Annotated in this window: 14 protein-coding genes; 9 read left to right on the top strand and 5 right to left on the bottom strand. The window is 52.6% G+C overall.

The window, feature by feature from the left end:
- Positions 1–355 precede the first annotated feature (355 nt).
- Complete coding sequence (locus ACYVIY_RS21775; protein ID WP_460978507.1) at positions 356–1,471, top strand: T9SS type A sorting domain-containing protein; 1,116 nt, start codon at positions 356–358, stop codon at positions 1,469–1,471.
- On the opposite strand, the gene ACYVIY_RS21770 is transcribed toward ACYVIY_RS21775, so the two are convergent.
- Positions 1,472–2,449: a radical SAM protein gene (locus ACYVIY_RS21770; protein WP_460978506.1), complete on the bottom strand. Its 978-nt coding sequence runs from the start codon at positions 2,447–2,449 to the stop codon at positions 1,472–1,474.
- Between the two features lie 110 nt (positions 2,450–2,559).
- A complete protein-coding gene (gene accD / locus ACYVIY_RS21765; RefSeq protein ID WP_460978505.1) occupies positions 2,560–3,402 on the bottom strand; it encodes an acetyl-CoA carboxylase, carboxyltransferase subunit beta in 843 nt (280 codons plus the stop codon).
- 299 nt (positions 3,403–3,701) lie between these two features.
- On the opposite strand from accD, the gene ACYVIY_RS21760 reads away from it, so the two are divergent.
- From ACYVIY_RS21760 to ACYVIY_RS21730, 7 genes are all read left to right on the top strand, one after another.
- Positions 3,702–5,222, top strand: coding sequence for a PKD domain-containing protein (locus tag ACYVIY_RS21760; protein ID WP_460978504.1), 1,521 nt, complete (start codon positions 3,702–3,704; stop codon positions 5,220–5,222).
- 154 nt (positions 5,223–5,376) lie between these two features.
- Positions 5,377–5,811: an acyl-CoA thioesterase gene (locus ACYVIY_RS21755; protein ID WP_460978503.1), complete on the top strand. Its 435-nt coding sequence runs from the start codon at positions 5,377–5,379 to the stop codon at positions 5,809–5,811.
- Between the two features lie 33 nt (positions 5,812–5,844).
- Positions 5,845–6,972 carry a zinc-dependent alcohol dehydrogenase family protein gene (locus tag ACYVIY_RS21750; protein WP_460978502.1) on the top strand — a complete coding sequence of 376 codons (1,128 nt, stop codon included), beginning with the start codon at positions 5,845–5,847 and terminating at the stop codon, positions 6,970–6,972.
- A 222-nt stretch (positions 6,973–7,194) separates the two neighbouring features.
- The gene (locus ACYVIY_RS21745; RefSeq protein WP_460978501.1) at positions 7,195–7,554 is read left to right on the top strand and encodes a T9SS type A sorting domain-containing protein; all 360 of its coding nucleotides are present in this window, start codon (positions 7,195–7,197) and stop codon (positions 7,552–7,554) included.
- A 182-nt stretch (positions 7,555–7,736) separates the two neighbouring features.
- Complete coding sequence (locus ACYVIY_RS21740; RefSeq protein WP_460978500.1) at positions 7,737–8,837, top strand: sensor histidine kinase; 1,101 nt, start codon at positions 7,737–7,739, stop codon at positions 8,835–8,837.
- Entirely contained in the window at positions 8,837–9,595 is a 759-nt protein-coding gene (locus ACYVIY_RS21735; protein WP_460978513.1) for a LytR/AlgR family response regulator transcription factor, read from the top strand. The genes ACYVIY_RS21740 and ACYVIY_RS21735 overlap by 1 nt, the downstream gene beginning before the upstream one ends.
- 164 nt (positions 9,596–9,759) lie before the next feature.
- Positions 9,760–10,212 carry a hypothetical protein gene (locus tag ACYVIY_RS21730; protein ID WP_460978499.1) on the top strand — a complete coding sequence of 151 codons (453 nt, stop codon included), beginning with the start codon at positions 9,760–9,762 and terminating at the stop codon, positions 10,210–10,212.
- Between the two features lie 81 nt (positions 10,213–10,293).
- Here ACYVIY_RS21730 and ACYVIY_RS21725 read toward each other — a convergent pair whose 3' ends face one another.
- Both ACYVIY_RS21725 and ACYVIY_RS21720 read right to left on the bottom strand, forming a co-directional pair.
- Positions 10,294–11,931 carry a S41 family peptidase gene (locus ACYVIY_RS21725; RefSeq protein ID WP_460978512.1) on the bottom strand — a complete coding sequence of 546 codons (1,638 nt, stop codon included), beginning with the start codon at positions 11,929–11,931 and terminating at the stop codon, positions 10,294–10,296.
- Positions 11,932–12,201: 270 nt separating this feature from the next.
- Positions 12,202–14,205 carry an acetoacetate--CoA ligase gene (locus tag ACYVIY_RS21720; protein WP_460978498.1) on the bottom strand — a complete coding sequence of 668 codons (2,004 nt, stop codon included), beginning with the start codon at positions 14,203–14,205 and terminating at the stop codon, positions 12,202–12,204.
- Positions 14,206–14,492: 287 nt separating this feature from the next.
- Between ACYVIY_RS21720 and ACYVIY_RS21715 the strand changes: the two genes are divergently transcribed.
- Positions 14,493–16,295 carry a pseudouridine synthase gene (locus ACYVIY_RS21715; RefSeq protein WP_460978497.1) on the top strand — a complete coding sequence of 601 codons (1,803 nt, stop codon included), beginning with the start codon at positions 14,493–14,495 and terminating at the stop codon, positions 16,293–16,295.
- Between the two features lie 89 nt (positions 16,296–16,384).
- On the opposite strand, the gene ACYVIY_RS21710 is transcribed toward ACYVIY_RS21715, so the two are convergent.
- Positions 16,385–16,879, bottom strand: coding sequence for a cupin domain-containing protein (locus tag ACYVIY_RS21710; protein ID WP_460978496.1), 495 nt, complete (start codon positions 16,877–16,879; stop codon positions 16,385–16,387).
- Positions 16,880–16,890: the final 11 nt, after the last annotated feature.

Here is a 16,890-nt window from a genome sequence, read left to right as displayed (position 1 = left end):
AGGTGCACCCACCCAGTAAGTATTCTCGTACGGCTCTTTGTCGTTTGTTCATGTTACAGCTCAGTTGCGGGCTGTAAACCTATTCTAGGACATGACATGAGACACACGCTTGACTATGTGAGATATAGCCTGGAGCATTCCAACGACGGCTATCTCTATTAGTCGGCAAAAAATTGCCTGTAGATGTGCACTGTCAACAATGAGGTAGTATAGGTACAAGGAAATTTTGCCAGATGGCCAGTGCCCTACCTTTTGTAATTACGACCGCTTACGAAATGTTCTGAAATCGGTATATGGGTATGTAGCCATTTTCAGTTATCCGGTAAAGTTCAGCTTCTCTTCCGGTAACGCCATTATGAAATCATTTACGCTCCTATGCCTGACGCTGTTGAGCGTTCAGACAGCACTCGCTACGCATTTGCGGGGCGGCTACATTCAGGCCAAAGCCATTTCTGGCTCAACAACCAGCTATGAAGTAACCGTAACGGTCTACCTCGATGAAGTGTCGGGACTGGCAGCCGCCGACCAGGCGCAGTTGATCAGTGTTTGCTTCGGCGATGGAACCAGCTCGAACGTTACCCGAGTAGCACGCGTACGAACAAGCGATAATACGCTTAGTGTGAATACATACCAGATTGTCCATACCTACGCCGGTCCGGGGAACTACGTGTTGTCTACATCCATACAAAACCGCTCCACCGCCAGAAACATAACCCGCGCCGATCAATTGCCGCTGCTCCTCACTACGTCTATTTCCACGAATACGCAAACGCCAAATACTACCCCAACCTTAGCCTTTCCTCAGAACGGATTCAGACTGAGTGTCAATCAGCCCGCAACCATTGCGTTTTCGGCCACGGACGCCGAAGGTGATAGCCTGGTATACGCTTTAGCCACGCCTTCGACCAGCCACTCGTCGGATCAATGCCTTCGCGAGCCGGTTGACTCGTATAGCTTCCCCAATGACGTAACGCGCCGGGGTACGTTTAAACTGAACGGCCGCACGGGCAGTCTGGTCTGGAATGCCCCCACTGAAGAAGGCGCCTACAGCATTGCCGTAACCGTGAGTGAGTTCAGACGGGGTACGCTTATTAGCCAGACCGTCGAAGAGATTAGCGTACTAGTCGTTGATCAGCCGGGCACACCGGCCGTTATTCCGGGGTATGAACCGGCTGCGGTCGAAGCCGTTGTGACGGCCATTCCTGAATATGCCACTGATGACGTAACGCTTACCGTTTTTCCGAATCCGGTCGACGACCGTTTGCAGGTGGTTGTACAAACCGCTAAGGCTTCACCGGCAACCCTTCAGTTGATAGATGCTACAGGTCGGCTACTACATGAGCTTGCGTTCACAAAAGCATCCCGTCAGCACGAGCAGGTGATTAGCATGGGTAGTTTGGCACCGGGTCAGTACGTAGTACGTACTGAAGTAGGCGGACGGTCGCTGGTCCGAAAAGTGGTTAAGCGGTAGTTACAAGAGCTGCTTCCAGGTTCCCTTCACCCAGTTGTATTTCAACGTACTGGGTAGGGCTTTCCACCAGTATTTGTTCATCTCTACCGCAAACGACGGCTGCATGTAACAATTGATCGCGCAACCTTCGCAGGCGGGTAAGCGACCTTCCAGCGCTACTAGCTTCTGAACTTCCTCGGAGCGATACAGGTCAAACAGATTATCGTTAATGGGAAAGTCTTTGAGGCCCAGGTGGTAGCAGGGAAGTACGATCATGTTCTCTGGCGAAATGACAATCGTGGTGCTGGCCGCCCGGCAGATGGGATCGTCAACATGATTGCCCCCATCCCGCCGGAGCTGAATGAAGGCGTCGTTGAGGTACACGTTTTTCTGCCGTCCCCACCACGACATTTGCTGCAGGGCCGTTTCCGAGAAGCGTTCGCCGGTTTGCACCGCGTTATACTCAAAGACCGGATTCAGGATCAGGACCAGATCGTTGGGCAAACAGATTTCTTCGTGCATCTGCCGAATCTGGTGCACATTATGCTCAAAAACGGTGAATAAGATGTCGGGCCGTTCGCCTAACTGCCTGGCGATAGCGATGGATTCCATAACCTTGTCGAAACACCGGACTCCTCTCGATCGGTCGTGCTCGTCGGCCACCGGCGAATCGAGGGAGAAGTGAAGCATATCGACCAGCCCCCGAAGGCGTTCCGCCTGTTTGGGATACAGCAGCGCATTGGTCGTAACGGTCGTAATCAGGCCGAGCTCTTTGGCTTCGGTGAGCAGTTCGGGCAACTGTCGGTGCAGCAAGGGCTCTCCCCCCGTAAAATCCACGACCCGAACGCCCAGCTTTTTGAGATCACGCAGATTCTGGCGGGCACTGTCGAGCGTAACGTAGGGCGAGGGGCGCTCCCAGATGTCGCAAAAACCACAGGCCGCGTTGCAGCGGTACGTAACGTAGTAGTTGCACAGAACCGGATGGGAGACGAGACGCATGGCTTTGGGGGAATCAGGAGCGAAGAGATGGGAGTGAGAAGGCTCCGCTTATTGAAAGAAATAGACACATAAATAGGGCTCATTCCTATCTCCTCGCTCCTGATCCCTCGTTACTGCAACATCCGGAACAGGCTCGCCAGCTTGTCTTTCAGGTCTTTCCGATCGACAATGAAATCGAGGAAGCCATGTTCCAGCACAAATTCCGCGCTCTGGAACCCTTTGGGTAGGTCTTTACCGATCGTTTCGCGAATGACCCGCGGCCCGGCAAAGCCAATAAGCGCTTCGGGCTCGGCGATGTTAAAATCACCCAGCATGGCGTACGAAGCCGTTACGCCCCCGGTTGTCGGGTCAGTCAGCAGCGAGATATAAGGCAGCTTCGCCTGTGATAACAAGGCCAGTTTTGCTGAGGTTTTTGCCATCTGCATGAGCGAAAATCCCGCTTCCATCATCCGCGCACCACCCGAGCGGGAGATCATCAGAAATGGCGTTCGGGTTTTCATGGCGTGGTCAATGGCCCGGGCAATCTTCTCACCCACAACCGATCCCATTGAGCCGCCGATAAAATTAAAGTCCATGACGGCGATGGTTACGTCCACACCATTCATGGTACCATAGGCGGTCCGAACGGCATCGCGTAGGCCCGTCTTTTCGATGGTTGCCTTCACCCGGCTAGGGTAAGGCTTTGTATCGACGAAGCCGAGCGGATCGGCCGAGCTCATGGTTTGATCAAGCTCGGTAAACTCGTTATCGTCGAAAAGAATCGAGAAATAGGCGTCTGAGCCAATCTTTTCGTGGTAGTTGCAATGCACGCAGGTGTAGGCATTGAGCTTATGTTCCCGCGTGTGCATCACCTTTTTACAGTTTGGACACTGGTACCACAGACCGTCAGGAGCCTCCAGCTTCATTTCGGTTGGGGTTTGAATGCCCTTATCTTTTCTAACGAACCAAGACATAGTTGAACTAGACAGTTGATGAGCGGCCTGTTATCAGGTAGTCGGATTAAGTGCAGCTACAGGCTACCTGCCGCAAACGGGCGTAAAGGTACAAAGAAATCAGGTGGTCGAAGCAAAACAAAGCGCACGAATCATCGTCTTCCACGCAGTCTGCCTTCCAGCAGACATCTCGCTTTGTTGATCCATTGTGACGGTTAATCGATCATTTATTCCTGTTCGCCCCTAATCAGATGGGGTAAGGAAGTTCGCTCTCTCAATTTTGGGTCAATAAAACCAAAACACAACGCAAAATAATACTAATGAAACCCTCTGTTTCCTTCCTCTCCAACACGAATACGTTTAAACCGGCTCGGATGCTCAGCCGATTCTTTACCTTACTTTTTGCCACGACTATTCTGGTAACGGGCTGTAAAAAAGAAACCGAAATAGTGCCCGACAGCACCCTGCTCGCAGCGGCCGGTGTCGATCAGAACGTTCAGGTTGGCCAGCCCGTTACGCTCGACGGAAGCGCATCAGCCGACAACCAGGGCAAACCGCTTACATTCCAGTGGAACCTCATCCGTAAACCTGCCATAAGCAACGTAACACTGGGTGGCCCGACAACGCCTAAGCCTACGTTCACTCCTGACGAAGTTGGCGAATACGAACTGGAACTAACCGTTTCAAACGGTACGGCCCGTAGTACCGACAAAGTCCTGGTAACCGCAACCGTTGCCGAGCCGCTGGCCATCACCCAGAACATTACGGTTAAAACGGTTTTAACGGACCGCGTCCTCAATCCCGAACTGCCTGACTACATCATCACCAAGAGCATAGCCGTTACGTCGGAACTGACCATCAACCCTGGCGTAGTAATCGCCTTCGAGCGGGACGCCCGTCTGGACGTCAACAGCGAAGGGCTCATCGTAGCAAAAGGCGAAGCCGATAAGAAAATCAAGTTCGTAGGTGTTCAGAAAACCAAAGGATTCTGGGTCGGTATTATGGTGTATTCAGGCAGCAACGCAAACGTATTTGAGAATATTGAAGTGCACCACGCGGGCAGCCGGGTTTTGCTCAGTAGCGTTAAAGCGGGTATGGCGCTTTTCGGCAACGGCAAAGCTCAGATCGCGCTGAAAAACAGCCTGTTCGCGGATAACGACGGCTACGGCCTTTTTGTCAATGAAGGGTCGATTCTGCGGGAGTTTAGCACCAACTCGTTCAAGAACAACACCGAAGCCGGTATCTTACTCGATGCGGTGAACGTAATTAAACTCGATGCCGCATCCGTATTCACGGGTGGCAATGGACGTAATGTTGTGGAAGTAAGCGCATCAGCTATTAAAGATGGGCAAGAAAACGAAACGGTGTGGCCTGGTTTTACCGACAAAACACCGTACCGGCTGAATGGCGACCTCACCGTGAATACGGGCTGGAAGTTAAATCCCGGCGTTACGATTGAAGTAGGACGCGACGCAGCTATCCGGATTAACGGCGAGGGCTACATGTCGGCTAAAGGCACCGCAACGGAGAAAATTACCATCACGGGAGCAAGCCGCACACCCGGCTACTGGAGAGGGCTGATCTGTTACTCAACCAGCCCGCAGAACGTTATCGAATACGCCGAAATCAGCAATGCCGGCAGCAACGCAATTGTATCGGGTAAGAAAACAAACATTGCGGTGTATGGAGCCAAAGCCGCTATGTCGATCAAAAACACGAAAATTAGCGGCAGCACCGGTCACGGTATTTACGTCGGCTACAACTGCGTGCTGAACGCCGATGCAGCGACAATCAATACGTTCGAGGCCAACGGCGCAGCAAACATTATGATTGATAAATAGCCTTTTACAACACCGTACCACACGCGCTGGCGGTTCGGACTCAGTTCTGAACCGCCCGCGTGTTTATAGGCCTTTAAGCACTCCATTGTTCTGATTCCTGTATTTTGCAGGCATACTTCTGCTTAGACTACCAAAGCAATCCAGACGAGAAACCATGCGAGCAACCGCCAAACAAAGGAGCGATTTTCAGTATTTTCAAACCATCACTACGCGCTGGATGGATAACGATGCGTATGGTCATGTTAATAACGTTGTCTATTACAGCTGGTTCGATACGGTCGTCAACCAATTTCTGATCGCCAACAACGCACTAGACATCCGGGCAAGTGAGATTATTGGCCTGGTGGTCGAAACGCAATGCACCTATTTTTCGTCGATTGCTTTTCCTGACGAAGTCACGGCTGGCCTATCGATCAGTAAGTTGGGCAGGTCCAGCGTTCGCTACGAGGTCGGCATTTTCAGAAACGAGGCCAATTTAGCTTCAGCGCAGGGACACTTTGTGCACGTTTACGTCGATCGCCAGACACAACGGCCGGTTCCGCTCCCTGATACGTTAAGAACAGTACTACAGACCCTTTATGTAGAATAGCCTTCACTTGGGCGGGTACTAAACGCGATTCGTATGCACATCAAAGCGGCTGTTTTACACCAGATGGGTCTTGAGCGCCCCTACGCCATAAGCCAACCCCTGCGCATTGAGGAACTCAATTTACAAGGACCTCAGCCTGGGGAGGTATTGGTAAAGATTCACGCGGCCGGCCTCTGCCATTCCGACCTGTCGGTCATTGACGGAACTCGACCACGGCCGCTACCGATGGCTCTAGGCCATGAAGCCGCTGGCGAAGTGGTTGAATGTGGTCCTGGCGTGCCTGATCTGGCCGTTGGCGACCACGTCGTTTTTTCGTTTGTGCCGACCTGCGGTCATTGCCTGCCCTGCACAACGGGTCGACCCGCGCTGTGTGAGCCGGGTGCTTCGGCCAATACGCAGGGTACGTTGCTGAGCGGTGGTATACGCCTGCACGGCAATCGGCATCAGGTCGTATTTCACCACCTGGGTGTATCGGGCTTTGCCGAGTATGCGGTAGCTTCCCGTCACTCGCTGGTAAAAATAGACAAGAACCTACCATTTACGATTGCAGCTTTGTTTGGCTGCGCTGTTATTACGGGCGTAGGCGCAGTTGTCAACACCGCGAAACTAATGCTCGGGCAAACCGTATTGATTACGGGGCTGGGTGGTGTAGGTTTCGCGGCTTTACTGGGCGCTATTGCCAGCGGAGCCAGTCAGATTCTCGTTGCCGACATCAACCCCGAGAAGCGTCGGCAGGCGCTGGCGCTCGGTGCGCATGTCGCCATTGACCCGTCGGACCCAACCGCTCTTGAACAGGTAACAGACTGCACAAGGGGCGGTGTCGATGTCGGTCTTGAATTTGCCGGCGTGGTAGCTGCTTTAGAATTTACCTTTAATGCAACGGCTCGGGGCGGCAAAACGATAACCGCCGGTCTGCCCCACCCCAGCAAACGCCTGGAGCTGTCTCCACTGAAGCTGGTGGCCGAAGAACGGACGCTACAGGGGTCTTATCTGGGAAGCTGTATTCCTGCCCGCGACATTCCGGCATACATCGCGCTATACCAATCCGGCCGTCTGCCGGTCGATACGTTGCTGACCCACACACTGCCGCTTGACCAGATTAACACCGGCTTCGACCGACTCGCGAACGGTGAAGCCATTCGACAGGTTGTTACGTTCTAGTTCAGCTTATGGAGATAAGTCTATCATAGCCAGTTACATCGGAAGAAATTCCGTAAACAACGAGCATCACTCAGCTCCCAAAACCTCACGCTCATCGGCCGGATTCGAACACTCATCGCCTTTTTGTTTCTGACCTGGTAATCTTATGGCAATTTTGTTTCACCGGCCGCCGATAAGGTCTACCGGTCGAACGAGATAAACAACTACTTACTCCAAAAAGCCATGAAAAAAGTCTTAATGCTGATGTTAGGCCTGGTAGCCAGTACGGCATCCTTCGCTGCGGAACTAACCCCACAACCGTCAACCGCTCAGGCCCATCTGGTGATGACGCCCGAACATAAAATCAAGCTGTACGTTCAACCGAATCAAACCAGAGGTCAGCTTGCCATCCTGAATGCCGAAGGTCAGCCGGTCTACGATGCAACTGTAGCCCTTCAAAACGGATTGAGTCGCCAATTCGATTTCTCGAATCTAGCCGCCGGTACGTATCGGCTGACGCTGAAAACCGACAAAGAAACCTTCGTTAGAACGTTTGTTGTGCAGGATGCCCCTCACGAAAGTTTCGTCGTTCAGGAATCTTAATGCCTGAGAAGGCTACTGGTTTGGCCAATACGTATTGGCCAAACCATACGGAAAGCAAACTAGCTAGCCAATCCTGACACGAACAAAAACCAGCTTCCTTACTAAACCAACTGAACGGTTCGACTCTTTTTTCACGCTCAGCAGTAGTAGCCGCCGGGTTGCTTTGCCTTTGACAACGTAGCATGGTCGCAACGCTTACGTACCGACAAAAATGGCAACTGGCCATTCGGTTACTCGTGCTGTATTCACCCTTACTGCTTTATATCAACCTGCCTCAGTCGGTTCGCAACCCGGCTAAGCTGGTGGAGATTCTGCCGTTTATCAGCATTATTGTTCTGGTTGCCCTGGGCCTGTATTTCGTCTGGATTATTATCACAGACTGGCTGCAACTCCAGCTGTTTCGACTCTTTGGCGACGATTTCCTACTGGACTTCAACTGGGGGGCGCTCGTGTTGAGCATGCTTATTTCGCTCGGGCTGGCGCTGCTCTACGCTCAGGTTTTTCAATGGATCATTTTTGCGATTTTTTCCTTCGTGATTGAGCCACAGCAACAGACACAGCCCCATCCCCCTCCGTTTAGCCCAGACGTTTTCGCTTATTTGCAGCGGGTGAACAAGGTGTTTAACCTCGTCGTGATGTTATCTGCCTTTTACCTGACCATTATATCCCGCTCCTACCAGCAACTGAAAGAGGTGAAGCTTCGGGCCGAGCAGTCGGAAAAAGAAGCGGCTTTAAGTCAGGTCGAAGCGCTGAAACACCAACTCAGCCCGCACTTCCTCTTCAATAGTTTGAGCATATTGATGTCGATGGTGCATGAGGACGCGGATTTGTCCGAGAAATACATAAAACAGCTTTCCAAGGTGTATCGCTACATTCTTGAGCAGCGGGATCAGGAACTCGTTTCCCTTAAAACGGAAGTGGAGTTCATTCAGGCCTACACGTTTTTGCTGGAAATCCGGTTTGAGCGTAAATTCAACGTCTCAATCGAACTCGATCAGACCCAGCAGGAGCAGTACCGAATCGCGCCTTTAGCGCTTCAACTGCTGGTCGAGAATGCGATCAAACACAACCGAATGTCGGTAAAAGCTCCTCTTCACATTCGGATCTACTGTCAGGCAGACGTACTTGTGGTGGAAAACCCGCTGTTACTGCGCGATCAACCCGAAACGTCTACGGGTGTAGGGTTACGAAATATTGTCAACCGTTACGTCCTGCTTACTTCCCGGCCCGTAACGTACGGCCAGCAGGACCAATCGTTTTTTGTCAAAATCCCTCTTTTATGATGAACGTCGTCATTGTTGAAGATGAAGATCGCAACGCCCGCCAACTGGAGCGACTGCTGAAGAAATATGACCCAACGATCCATATTCTGACCCAGCTCCCCTCGGTAAACGAAGCCGTGGAGTGGTTTACCCACCACCCGATGCCCGATCTGGCATTTATGGATATTCACCTCGAAGACGGGCTTGCTTTCCGCATTTTTGACCAACTAACGATCAACCTGCCGGTTATTTTCACGACTGCCTACGATGAGTACGTCCTGAAAGCGTTTAAGGTGAACAGCATCGATTATCTGCTCAAACCGGTTGACTACGACGAGCTGGTCGCGGCTCTTGAGAAGTTCAAAACGCTACGTAGCCAACCGGCGCATCCAGACCTGACTACGCTGCTCCAGTATATCCAGAAATCCCCTTCGAGTGGCTTCAAAGAGCGGTTTATGGTTAGCCTCGGCACCAAAATACATAGCGTGGAGGTAACCGACATTGCGTACTTCTTTTCGGAGGAGAAAGCTACGTTCATGCTGACCAAAGCCGGTCAATTGCTACCGCTCGAATACAGCCTCGACCAGTTATCGGATTTGCTGAACCCAAGCCATTTTTTTCGGGTGAATCGCCAGTTTATCGTCGCGCGCACTGCCCTCCAGACGGTTCATGCCTATTCAGCCGGAAAATTCAAACTTGATCTGTCGCCCGCGTCTCGCCACGAGGTGTTTGTTAGTATGAGCCGGTTGTCGGAGTTTAAAGACTGGCTAGGCCGTTAAGCAATGGGTAGTTCGTGCTTCATGCACGAACGCACTACGTTACGCGTCTTATTCCGTTCTTTTAAGGCGAGCCAATGTATTACTGATAGCTCTTTGCTCAGATTTTGACTGAGCGGCTCAGCCTTTGGCTTTGTTTGTAGCCGGAAAGTCGTTGCTTTGCGGCCATGAAACACGTATTAACTGCGCTATTGGTTAGCCTTGCCGCATCCGCCTTTGGTCAGGCGTCGGTGGCCTACTATCCGTTCAACAACCTTATTTCCGTCAGTTCAAATGCTGACCGCGCCCTCTGGCTCGACGCCCGTGTTCAAACGAATACGGTGTTCGGCTCGCTCAGCACCACCTTTTGCCCGATGGTGAACGTTGTCCGTAAAGAACAGGTCAACTACTACACGGGCCTGGGCGTTCGGTTCAATTTTCTGAACAGCATCGACGATCGGGACGTACTGGAAGGCTATTCGCTGCATGTTGGCGTACGGATTAAGCCTATTCCGTTTGTACCGAACCTGCGGGTTGCGTTTGAGCTTGCCCCATACGCCCGCAAAGACTTCAAGACGGGTAACCTGCAATCGTTTCTTGGGCTGGTGTATCAGTTCAGCAAGAAACAAACGCTCAACTAAACGCCTAAAAATCGAAGTGCGTGCAGAAGATAGATTGGTTCTACCTTCTGCACGCACTTCGATTTTCCGATTCTCTCAGCTCTATTTCCGCTCGGGCTGATTGTACGTAAACGTACCGTGTTCAAGCTTGTTAGCCCGGTCGAAGAGTTTCAGGGCTTTCTGATACGTATCATCGACCTCACCGGCAATTTTGAAATACTCATTGTTCTGTCCGGCTTTGTTGTTCTTCTGATATACGTACCGAGCCACAAGAGCTTTTACCTGCGTACGGATGTAATTCTTCGAGCGCTGGAATTCCTTTTCATTGTATTTGATGCCTTCGGCCGTAGCGTCTTTCACCAGCCGGGCCAGCAGCTCATCGTTGATGTTTACGGCCTGGTTGAACTCATCGAATGAAAGTTTGTCGAGCTTCTTCCGGTTGTCGTTCGCGTACTCCATCGCAAATTCGCGGATGATGTTCTTGCCGTACAGTTGCAACAGATACGGTGTTTGCCAGCTCGAATCGCGTGGGATAAAATAGTCTGGCGTAATGCCGCCCCCACCGTAAACAACCCGGCCACCGTCGGTCTTAAATTTCAATTTCGGATCGTTTTTGATAGAGTCCGCGATGTAGTACTCACCCCGCTTCGAGCGTAGTTCAAGGTCTTTTTCGTAGTCCCCTTCCTGACCGGGTATGTAGGGCTTCTGAATGCTACGTCCGCTCGGCGTGTAATACCGGGAAATGGTCAGGCGTAACTCCGAACCGTCGGAGAGTTGAACCGGCATCTGCACCAGCCCTTTCCCGAACGACCGCCGACCCGCGATCAACGCCCGGTCGTGGTCCTGCAAAGCACCCGCTACAATCTCCGAAGCCGAAGCACTTCCCTCATCAATCAGCACCACCAGTGGCCCTTCTTCAAACTGACCCGTCACCCGCGCGTGCGTCTGGCGATCGTAGCGACTGTCTTTGCCATTGGTATAGACCAGCAGCTTATTGCCCGAGATGAACTCGTCGGCTATACTCGTCGCACGGTCCATGTAGCCTCCCGGATTATTTCGCAAATCGAGCATCAGTTGGGTCATGCCCTGCGCCTTTAGGGTGTTCAGCGCCGACTTGAACTCATCATAGGTCGTTTCCGAGAAGCGATTTACTTTGATGTATCCCGTTTTTCCGTCGACCATATAAGCCGCATCAACCGAGTAAGTCGGAATCCGTTCGCGGGTCACGGTAAAGACTTTGGGCTCTTTGTCGCCTTTGCGCAGAATGGTCATTTTCACCTCCGTACCGCGTTTGCCCCGGAGGGCTTTGAACACCGCGCTATTCTCTATTTTTCCACCGGCCAGGGGCGTATCGTTCACTTTAATGATCTTATCCCCGCTCTGAATACCGGCAGCCTCCGACGGCCCACCCGCCAGGGGCGTCACCACGTAAACGGTATCTTTATAGATATTGAATTCGACCCCAATGCCATCGAATCCACCTTCCAGCTGCGACCGCGCGGCTACCGCGTCCTGCGGGTTCATATAGGCGGTATGCGGATCGAGCTTATGCAGCATTTTCTCGATCGAGAAATCCACTAATTCATCCGTATTGACCGTATCAACGTAGTTGTTTTCAATCAGTTGCAGAATTTCGCGGTATTTGGCATAGCCACGCCCAATGTTATTAATGCTTTTAGCGCCCCCAAAAAATGTGGCGCCTACTAGCATACCACCGGCTAAGGTGATTCCCAGCAGCATAGGTAATCGAACCGTTGCTTTATCGTTTTGAATCTGACTGTTAGCGCCCGGGCGCCCGGTGCCTTTCTGCCCGGCCGATTCATCGTTGACGTGTTGTCCTGCTTCCATTCTGTTCTAGCCCTCCTTACATCAGATAATATCTACCCCCTAAACGAGCAGAAGATAGCGAAATGTTTGCCAGAAGGTCTTGTACGGTATAAAAATTTAAGGAATATATAAAAAGCGGGTAATCAGCCTGCATTTCAGCCCATTTCATGTTTGCGGCAGACCTTATTGCTCCATCGAAAACTCGGTAAACTGGTCTAAAGCCGCCGGGTTACGGAGGGTATCTTTGCTGGTGACGAGAGAAGCATCTACACCGGCTAAAATCTTCTTGACCGGCGTTTCGAGTTTCTTGCCGCTGATGGTATACGGGATGTCGCTAACCGGATAAATTGCGTCGGGAACATGGCGCGGACTGAACTGACTACGTAACGTTTGCTTGATGCGCGTGATGAGGTCGTTGTTTAACGTAAAGCCGTCCCGCAAAACCACAAATAAAGGCATAAAATAGCGACCGCCGGGTCGCTCCAACCCTACCACCAGGCTATCCGCAATTTCGGGCAACTGCTCCACGGCGCTATAAATCTCGCTTGTCCCGATCCGAACGCCATCCCGATTCAACGTAGCATCGGAGCGTCCGTAGATAATCACGCCGTTCCGTTCGGTAATGCGGATGTAGTCACCGTGCCGCCAGATTCCGGGGTACTCCTCAAAGTAGCTTTTTCGGTACCGTTCGTTATTCTGGTCGTTCCAGAAGTAAATCGGCATAGACGGCATGGGTTCCAGGATAACCATTTCGCCCAGGGCACCCCGAACCGGCTTAGCATGTTCGTCAAATGCTTCGACTTTACACCCCAGCAACCGGCTCTGAATTTCGCCTTCATAGACCGGCAGCAGCGGATTGCCGCCCACGAAGCCGCTGCATACGTCGGTACCGCCACTTAACGAAATCAACCACACGTTCGGCTTAACTGACTCGTAGACCCAACTGAACCCTTCGGGCGGCAGGGGCGAACCCGTAGAACCGATCGTGCGCAGGTACGTTAGCCGGTTTGTTTGAGAAGGTTTTATTCCCGCCCGGTGACAGGCCAGCAGATAAGCCGCTCCGCCCCCGAAATGATTGATTCGGGCTTCGTCGGCCAGGTTCCAGAGCACATTCAGATCCGGATAGCCCGCAGCGCCGTCGTAGAGCACCAACGTAGCGCCAACCAGCATCGAGCCAAGCGCGTAATTCCACATCATCCAGCCCGTGGTCGAATACCAGAAATAGCGGTCACCCACGCGGACGTCCTGATGCAGTGCCAGCGCCTTCAGGTGTTCGAGCAGGCAACCCCCAACGCTATGCGTAATGGCTTTGGGTTTACCGGTTGTACCCGACGAATACAAAATCCAGATCGGGTGGCTGAACGGCACGGGTTCAAACGTCAGTCCATCGGGCGCGGGCGTGTTCAGTACATCCTGCCAGAGCGTGGCCCGTTCGAGTCGACTATCGGGGTTCAGGTACGGCACCCACACCACGCGCTGAAGTGTGGGCAGATTGATTCTTAACTCACGGGTAGCTTCGGTTTTGTCAATGGCCTTACCGTTATAGGTGTACCCGTCGGCCGCAATGAGCACTTTGGGTTCGATTTGCTGAAACCGGTCAAGTACACTGGCTGTACCAAAATCAGGTGAACAACTCGACCAGACGGCCCCGATAGCGTTAGTCGCCAAAAATGCAATAACGGCCTCCGGAATGTTCGGCAACACGGATACGACCCGATCGCCGACTCCAACGCCCTGCAAACGCAGGTACGCGGCCACAGCCGCAACCTGATCTTCCAGTTCGTCCCAGCTGATCGCTTTCAGCCGTTGCCGCTCCGATGCGAATAAGAGAGCCGGTGCCCCGTCGGTACGTCCTCCATCCGTTCGGCGGGATGTCGATTTATGCCGAAAAATGTGTTCGGCATAGTTGAGCGTCGCGCCGGTGAACCATTCGGTACCGATCATCTCCCGGGGATTCGGTTTAAAAAAAACCTGGTGGTACGGTGTATGGCTCTGAACGCCAAAGAACTGCCAGATACTCTCCCAAAAGTCTTCAAGATCCGTCACCGACCAATCCCAGAGGTCGTCGTAATCCCGGAAATACAAGCCTTTCTTAATAAATAACCAGTTGATGTACTGTTTCATCATCGACTGCTCGATGGCGCGTCGGTCGGGAGTGTATAAAGGCGTCAGGGTTGGGCGAGACATGATCCAGTTGGTTGTAGGTTTGAGTCTCAGGTCGGCACTTGCTACTGGTACACCAACCAGATTTTAGCGGGTTAACAGGGGGCGCGGACACAGAAACTCACGAGTTAGTAACGACTTCTGTGGTCTGCGGATTGTTTTTATCCGAAAAAGCGTTGGAGACATGTTGGGCATAGTAGGGTTCCGGCGAAAAGCCGTAACTTTGCGTCCCTTTTGAACTACATTTCAGCCCACGCGCTGATAATCAGCACTTCATAGAAATAAAACAAGGCAATTTACTGGATTATTCCATGAATCAGGATTTTGACTCGAACGACAGCCGGGACGGTGATCGTCGTTCATCGGGTCGTCGGGATGACGACCGCAACCGCGGAGAGCGCCGGAATGACGGCCCACGTTTTAACCGGAGCAGCAACACTGACCGCCGGGATGCTTCAGCGCCCCGCTATAACCGGGACAACGACCGCCCCAACCGGCCCATCGATCGCCGGAATGATGGTCCTCGCCCAGACTTTAACCGGAATCGGCCGACCGACAATCGCTCAGGTGGTGCCGATGACCGCCGTCCCCGATTCGACCGGGATAACAGCCGTGGTGGCGATGCAGGCGATAGAACTCGTCCGCGCTTTAACCGGGACGACAACGACCGGACAGACCGGCGTCCTTCGCGCCCTAGTTTCGACCGCGGCCGCGATGAGAACCGTTCCGGTGATCGTCGTCCTTCTTTCGATAGAAATCGACCTGATGGGGACCGTCCTCGTTTTAACCGCGAACCCCGCTCCGATAATTTCAATTCAGACAAACCTCGTTTCGACCGCGGCAACGACCGTCCCAACCAGGATAACCGGCCGGGCGACCAGCGTTTTACAAACCGCCGGGACCGCGACGATGAAGCCCGACCTCGTTTCAATCGGGACGATCGTGATCGGAGAGATGATAAACCCCAATTTGAACGTAACGACCGGCCCCGATTCGAGCGCGATGGCGATCGCCGGGATGCGGGGGCTACCCGTTTCAACCGCGAACCTCGTTCCGACAATTCCAATTCAGAAAGACCTCGTTTTAACCGGGATAACGATCGTCCAAACCGGCCTGCCGGGTCACGCGACCGAAACGACCGGCAGGATAAGCCAGCATTCAAACGGGTAGGTGGTTTTCAGCGCGACGCTGACGAGCGCAACCGATTCGGTGGCGATGACCGTCGCAACTCACGTAATGAGCCCAAGAGATTCTCCCCCGAACAGCGGAAGGAATCGGGGGAACGGCGCACGGGTTTCTATACCAAAGCGCCCAACTACGATCTGGAAGAGAAGCGGCATAATGCCCCCATGCAAAGACGGGAGCGCCAGGAAGGCGATCAGCCTAAACGTAAAGCTGCCGATGATGGCCTGACGCGTCTGAACCGCTATATCGCCAACTCAGGTGTTTGTTCACGCCGGGAAGCCGATGAACTCATTGCCAGAGGTGACATTTCCGTTAACGGCAAAGTCGTGACCGAAATGGGCTACAAAGTAAAAGAAGGCGATACGGTTAAGTATGGCACGAAAACACTGAATCCCGAACGGTTCGTGTACGTCCTGCTGAATAAACCGAAGGATTACATCACCACTACGGATGATCCCGAAGAACGGAAAACCGTGATGGAGTTGGTAGCCGATGCGGGTAACTTCCGGATGTATCCGGTAGGCCGCCTGGACCGGAACACAACGGGGCTGCTACTGCTGACTAACGACGGAGAACTGGCTGATAAGCTAACCCACCCGTCGCATAACGTCCGCAAAATCTATCAGGTCGAGATCGACAAGCCCATCACCGACGAGCACTTCGAAGCGATTAAGCGCGGTGTTGAGCTCGAAGATGGCCTGATCAAACCCGATGCGCTAAGCATCGTTACGCCCGATGCGCACGTTATTGGCATTGAGATTCACTCGGGTCGCAATCGCATTGTCCGCCGTATTTTTGAGCATCTGGGGTATGAGGTTACCAAACTCGACCGCACTACGTACGCGGGTCTTACCAAAAAAGACCTACCCCGCGGCAAGTGGCGCTTCCTCGATCCTAAAGAGGTGGTGAAGCTGAAGTACTTTAACTGAAGATAAAGTGTGAATGCACAAATGCGTCAATGAGCAACTGCAAATTGCTCATTGACGCATTTGTTTTATCTGGGCTTTGATTTACCGGGCTAGCCTAAGTAATCCGGTGGGAATACTTGCTGACCGTACTTCTGGGCAATGGCCTGTAGCCGCTCTATCTCATCATGTCCCATTGCCGGAGGAGGCAAGAACGCACCGGCAGCGACAGGCTGACCAATTTCTTTGAAAAAATCGTCTAAACCAGCCGGTACTACCGTACACCACAAGTGGGCGATCTGGTCCGATTTATTCTTAAAACTGTGCACGACGCCCCCTATTGGAATATTCAGGAAAGAGCCTTTGCGGGCGATGTAGGTCTCCGATTCGGTTTTGACTTCAATTTCACCATTGAGGACGTAAAATGACTCCTGAAAGTGAGGATGGGCATGAGGCCCCGGCCCACCACCAGGCGGTACAAGCATATCAATAACTGCGTAAGCGCCCTTGGTTTGTTCGCCCGTGATAACGAGTCGATAGGTATCACCTACCACCGATACATACGTCCCCTGGTCAGCGGCAACCGTAATTAACTTGTTGTCTTCCATCTTACTTGTTC

The sequence above is a fragment of the Spirosoma knui genome (assembly GCF_054780635.1).
Note: the sequence above shows the minus strand (reverse complement) of the source record. Positions and strands in the feature narration are given on the sequence as shown.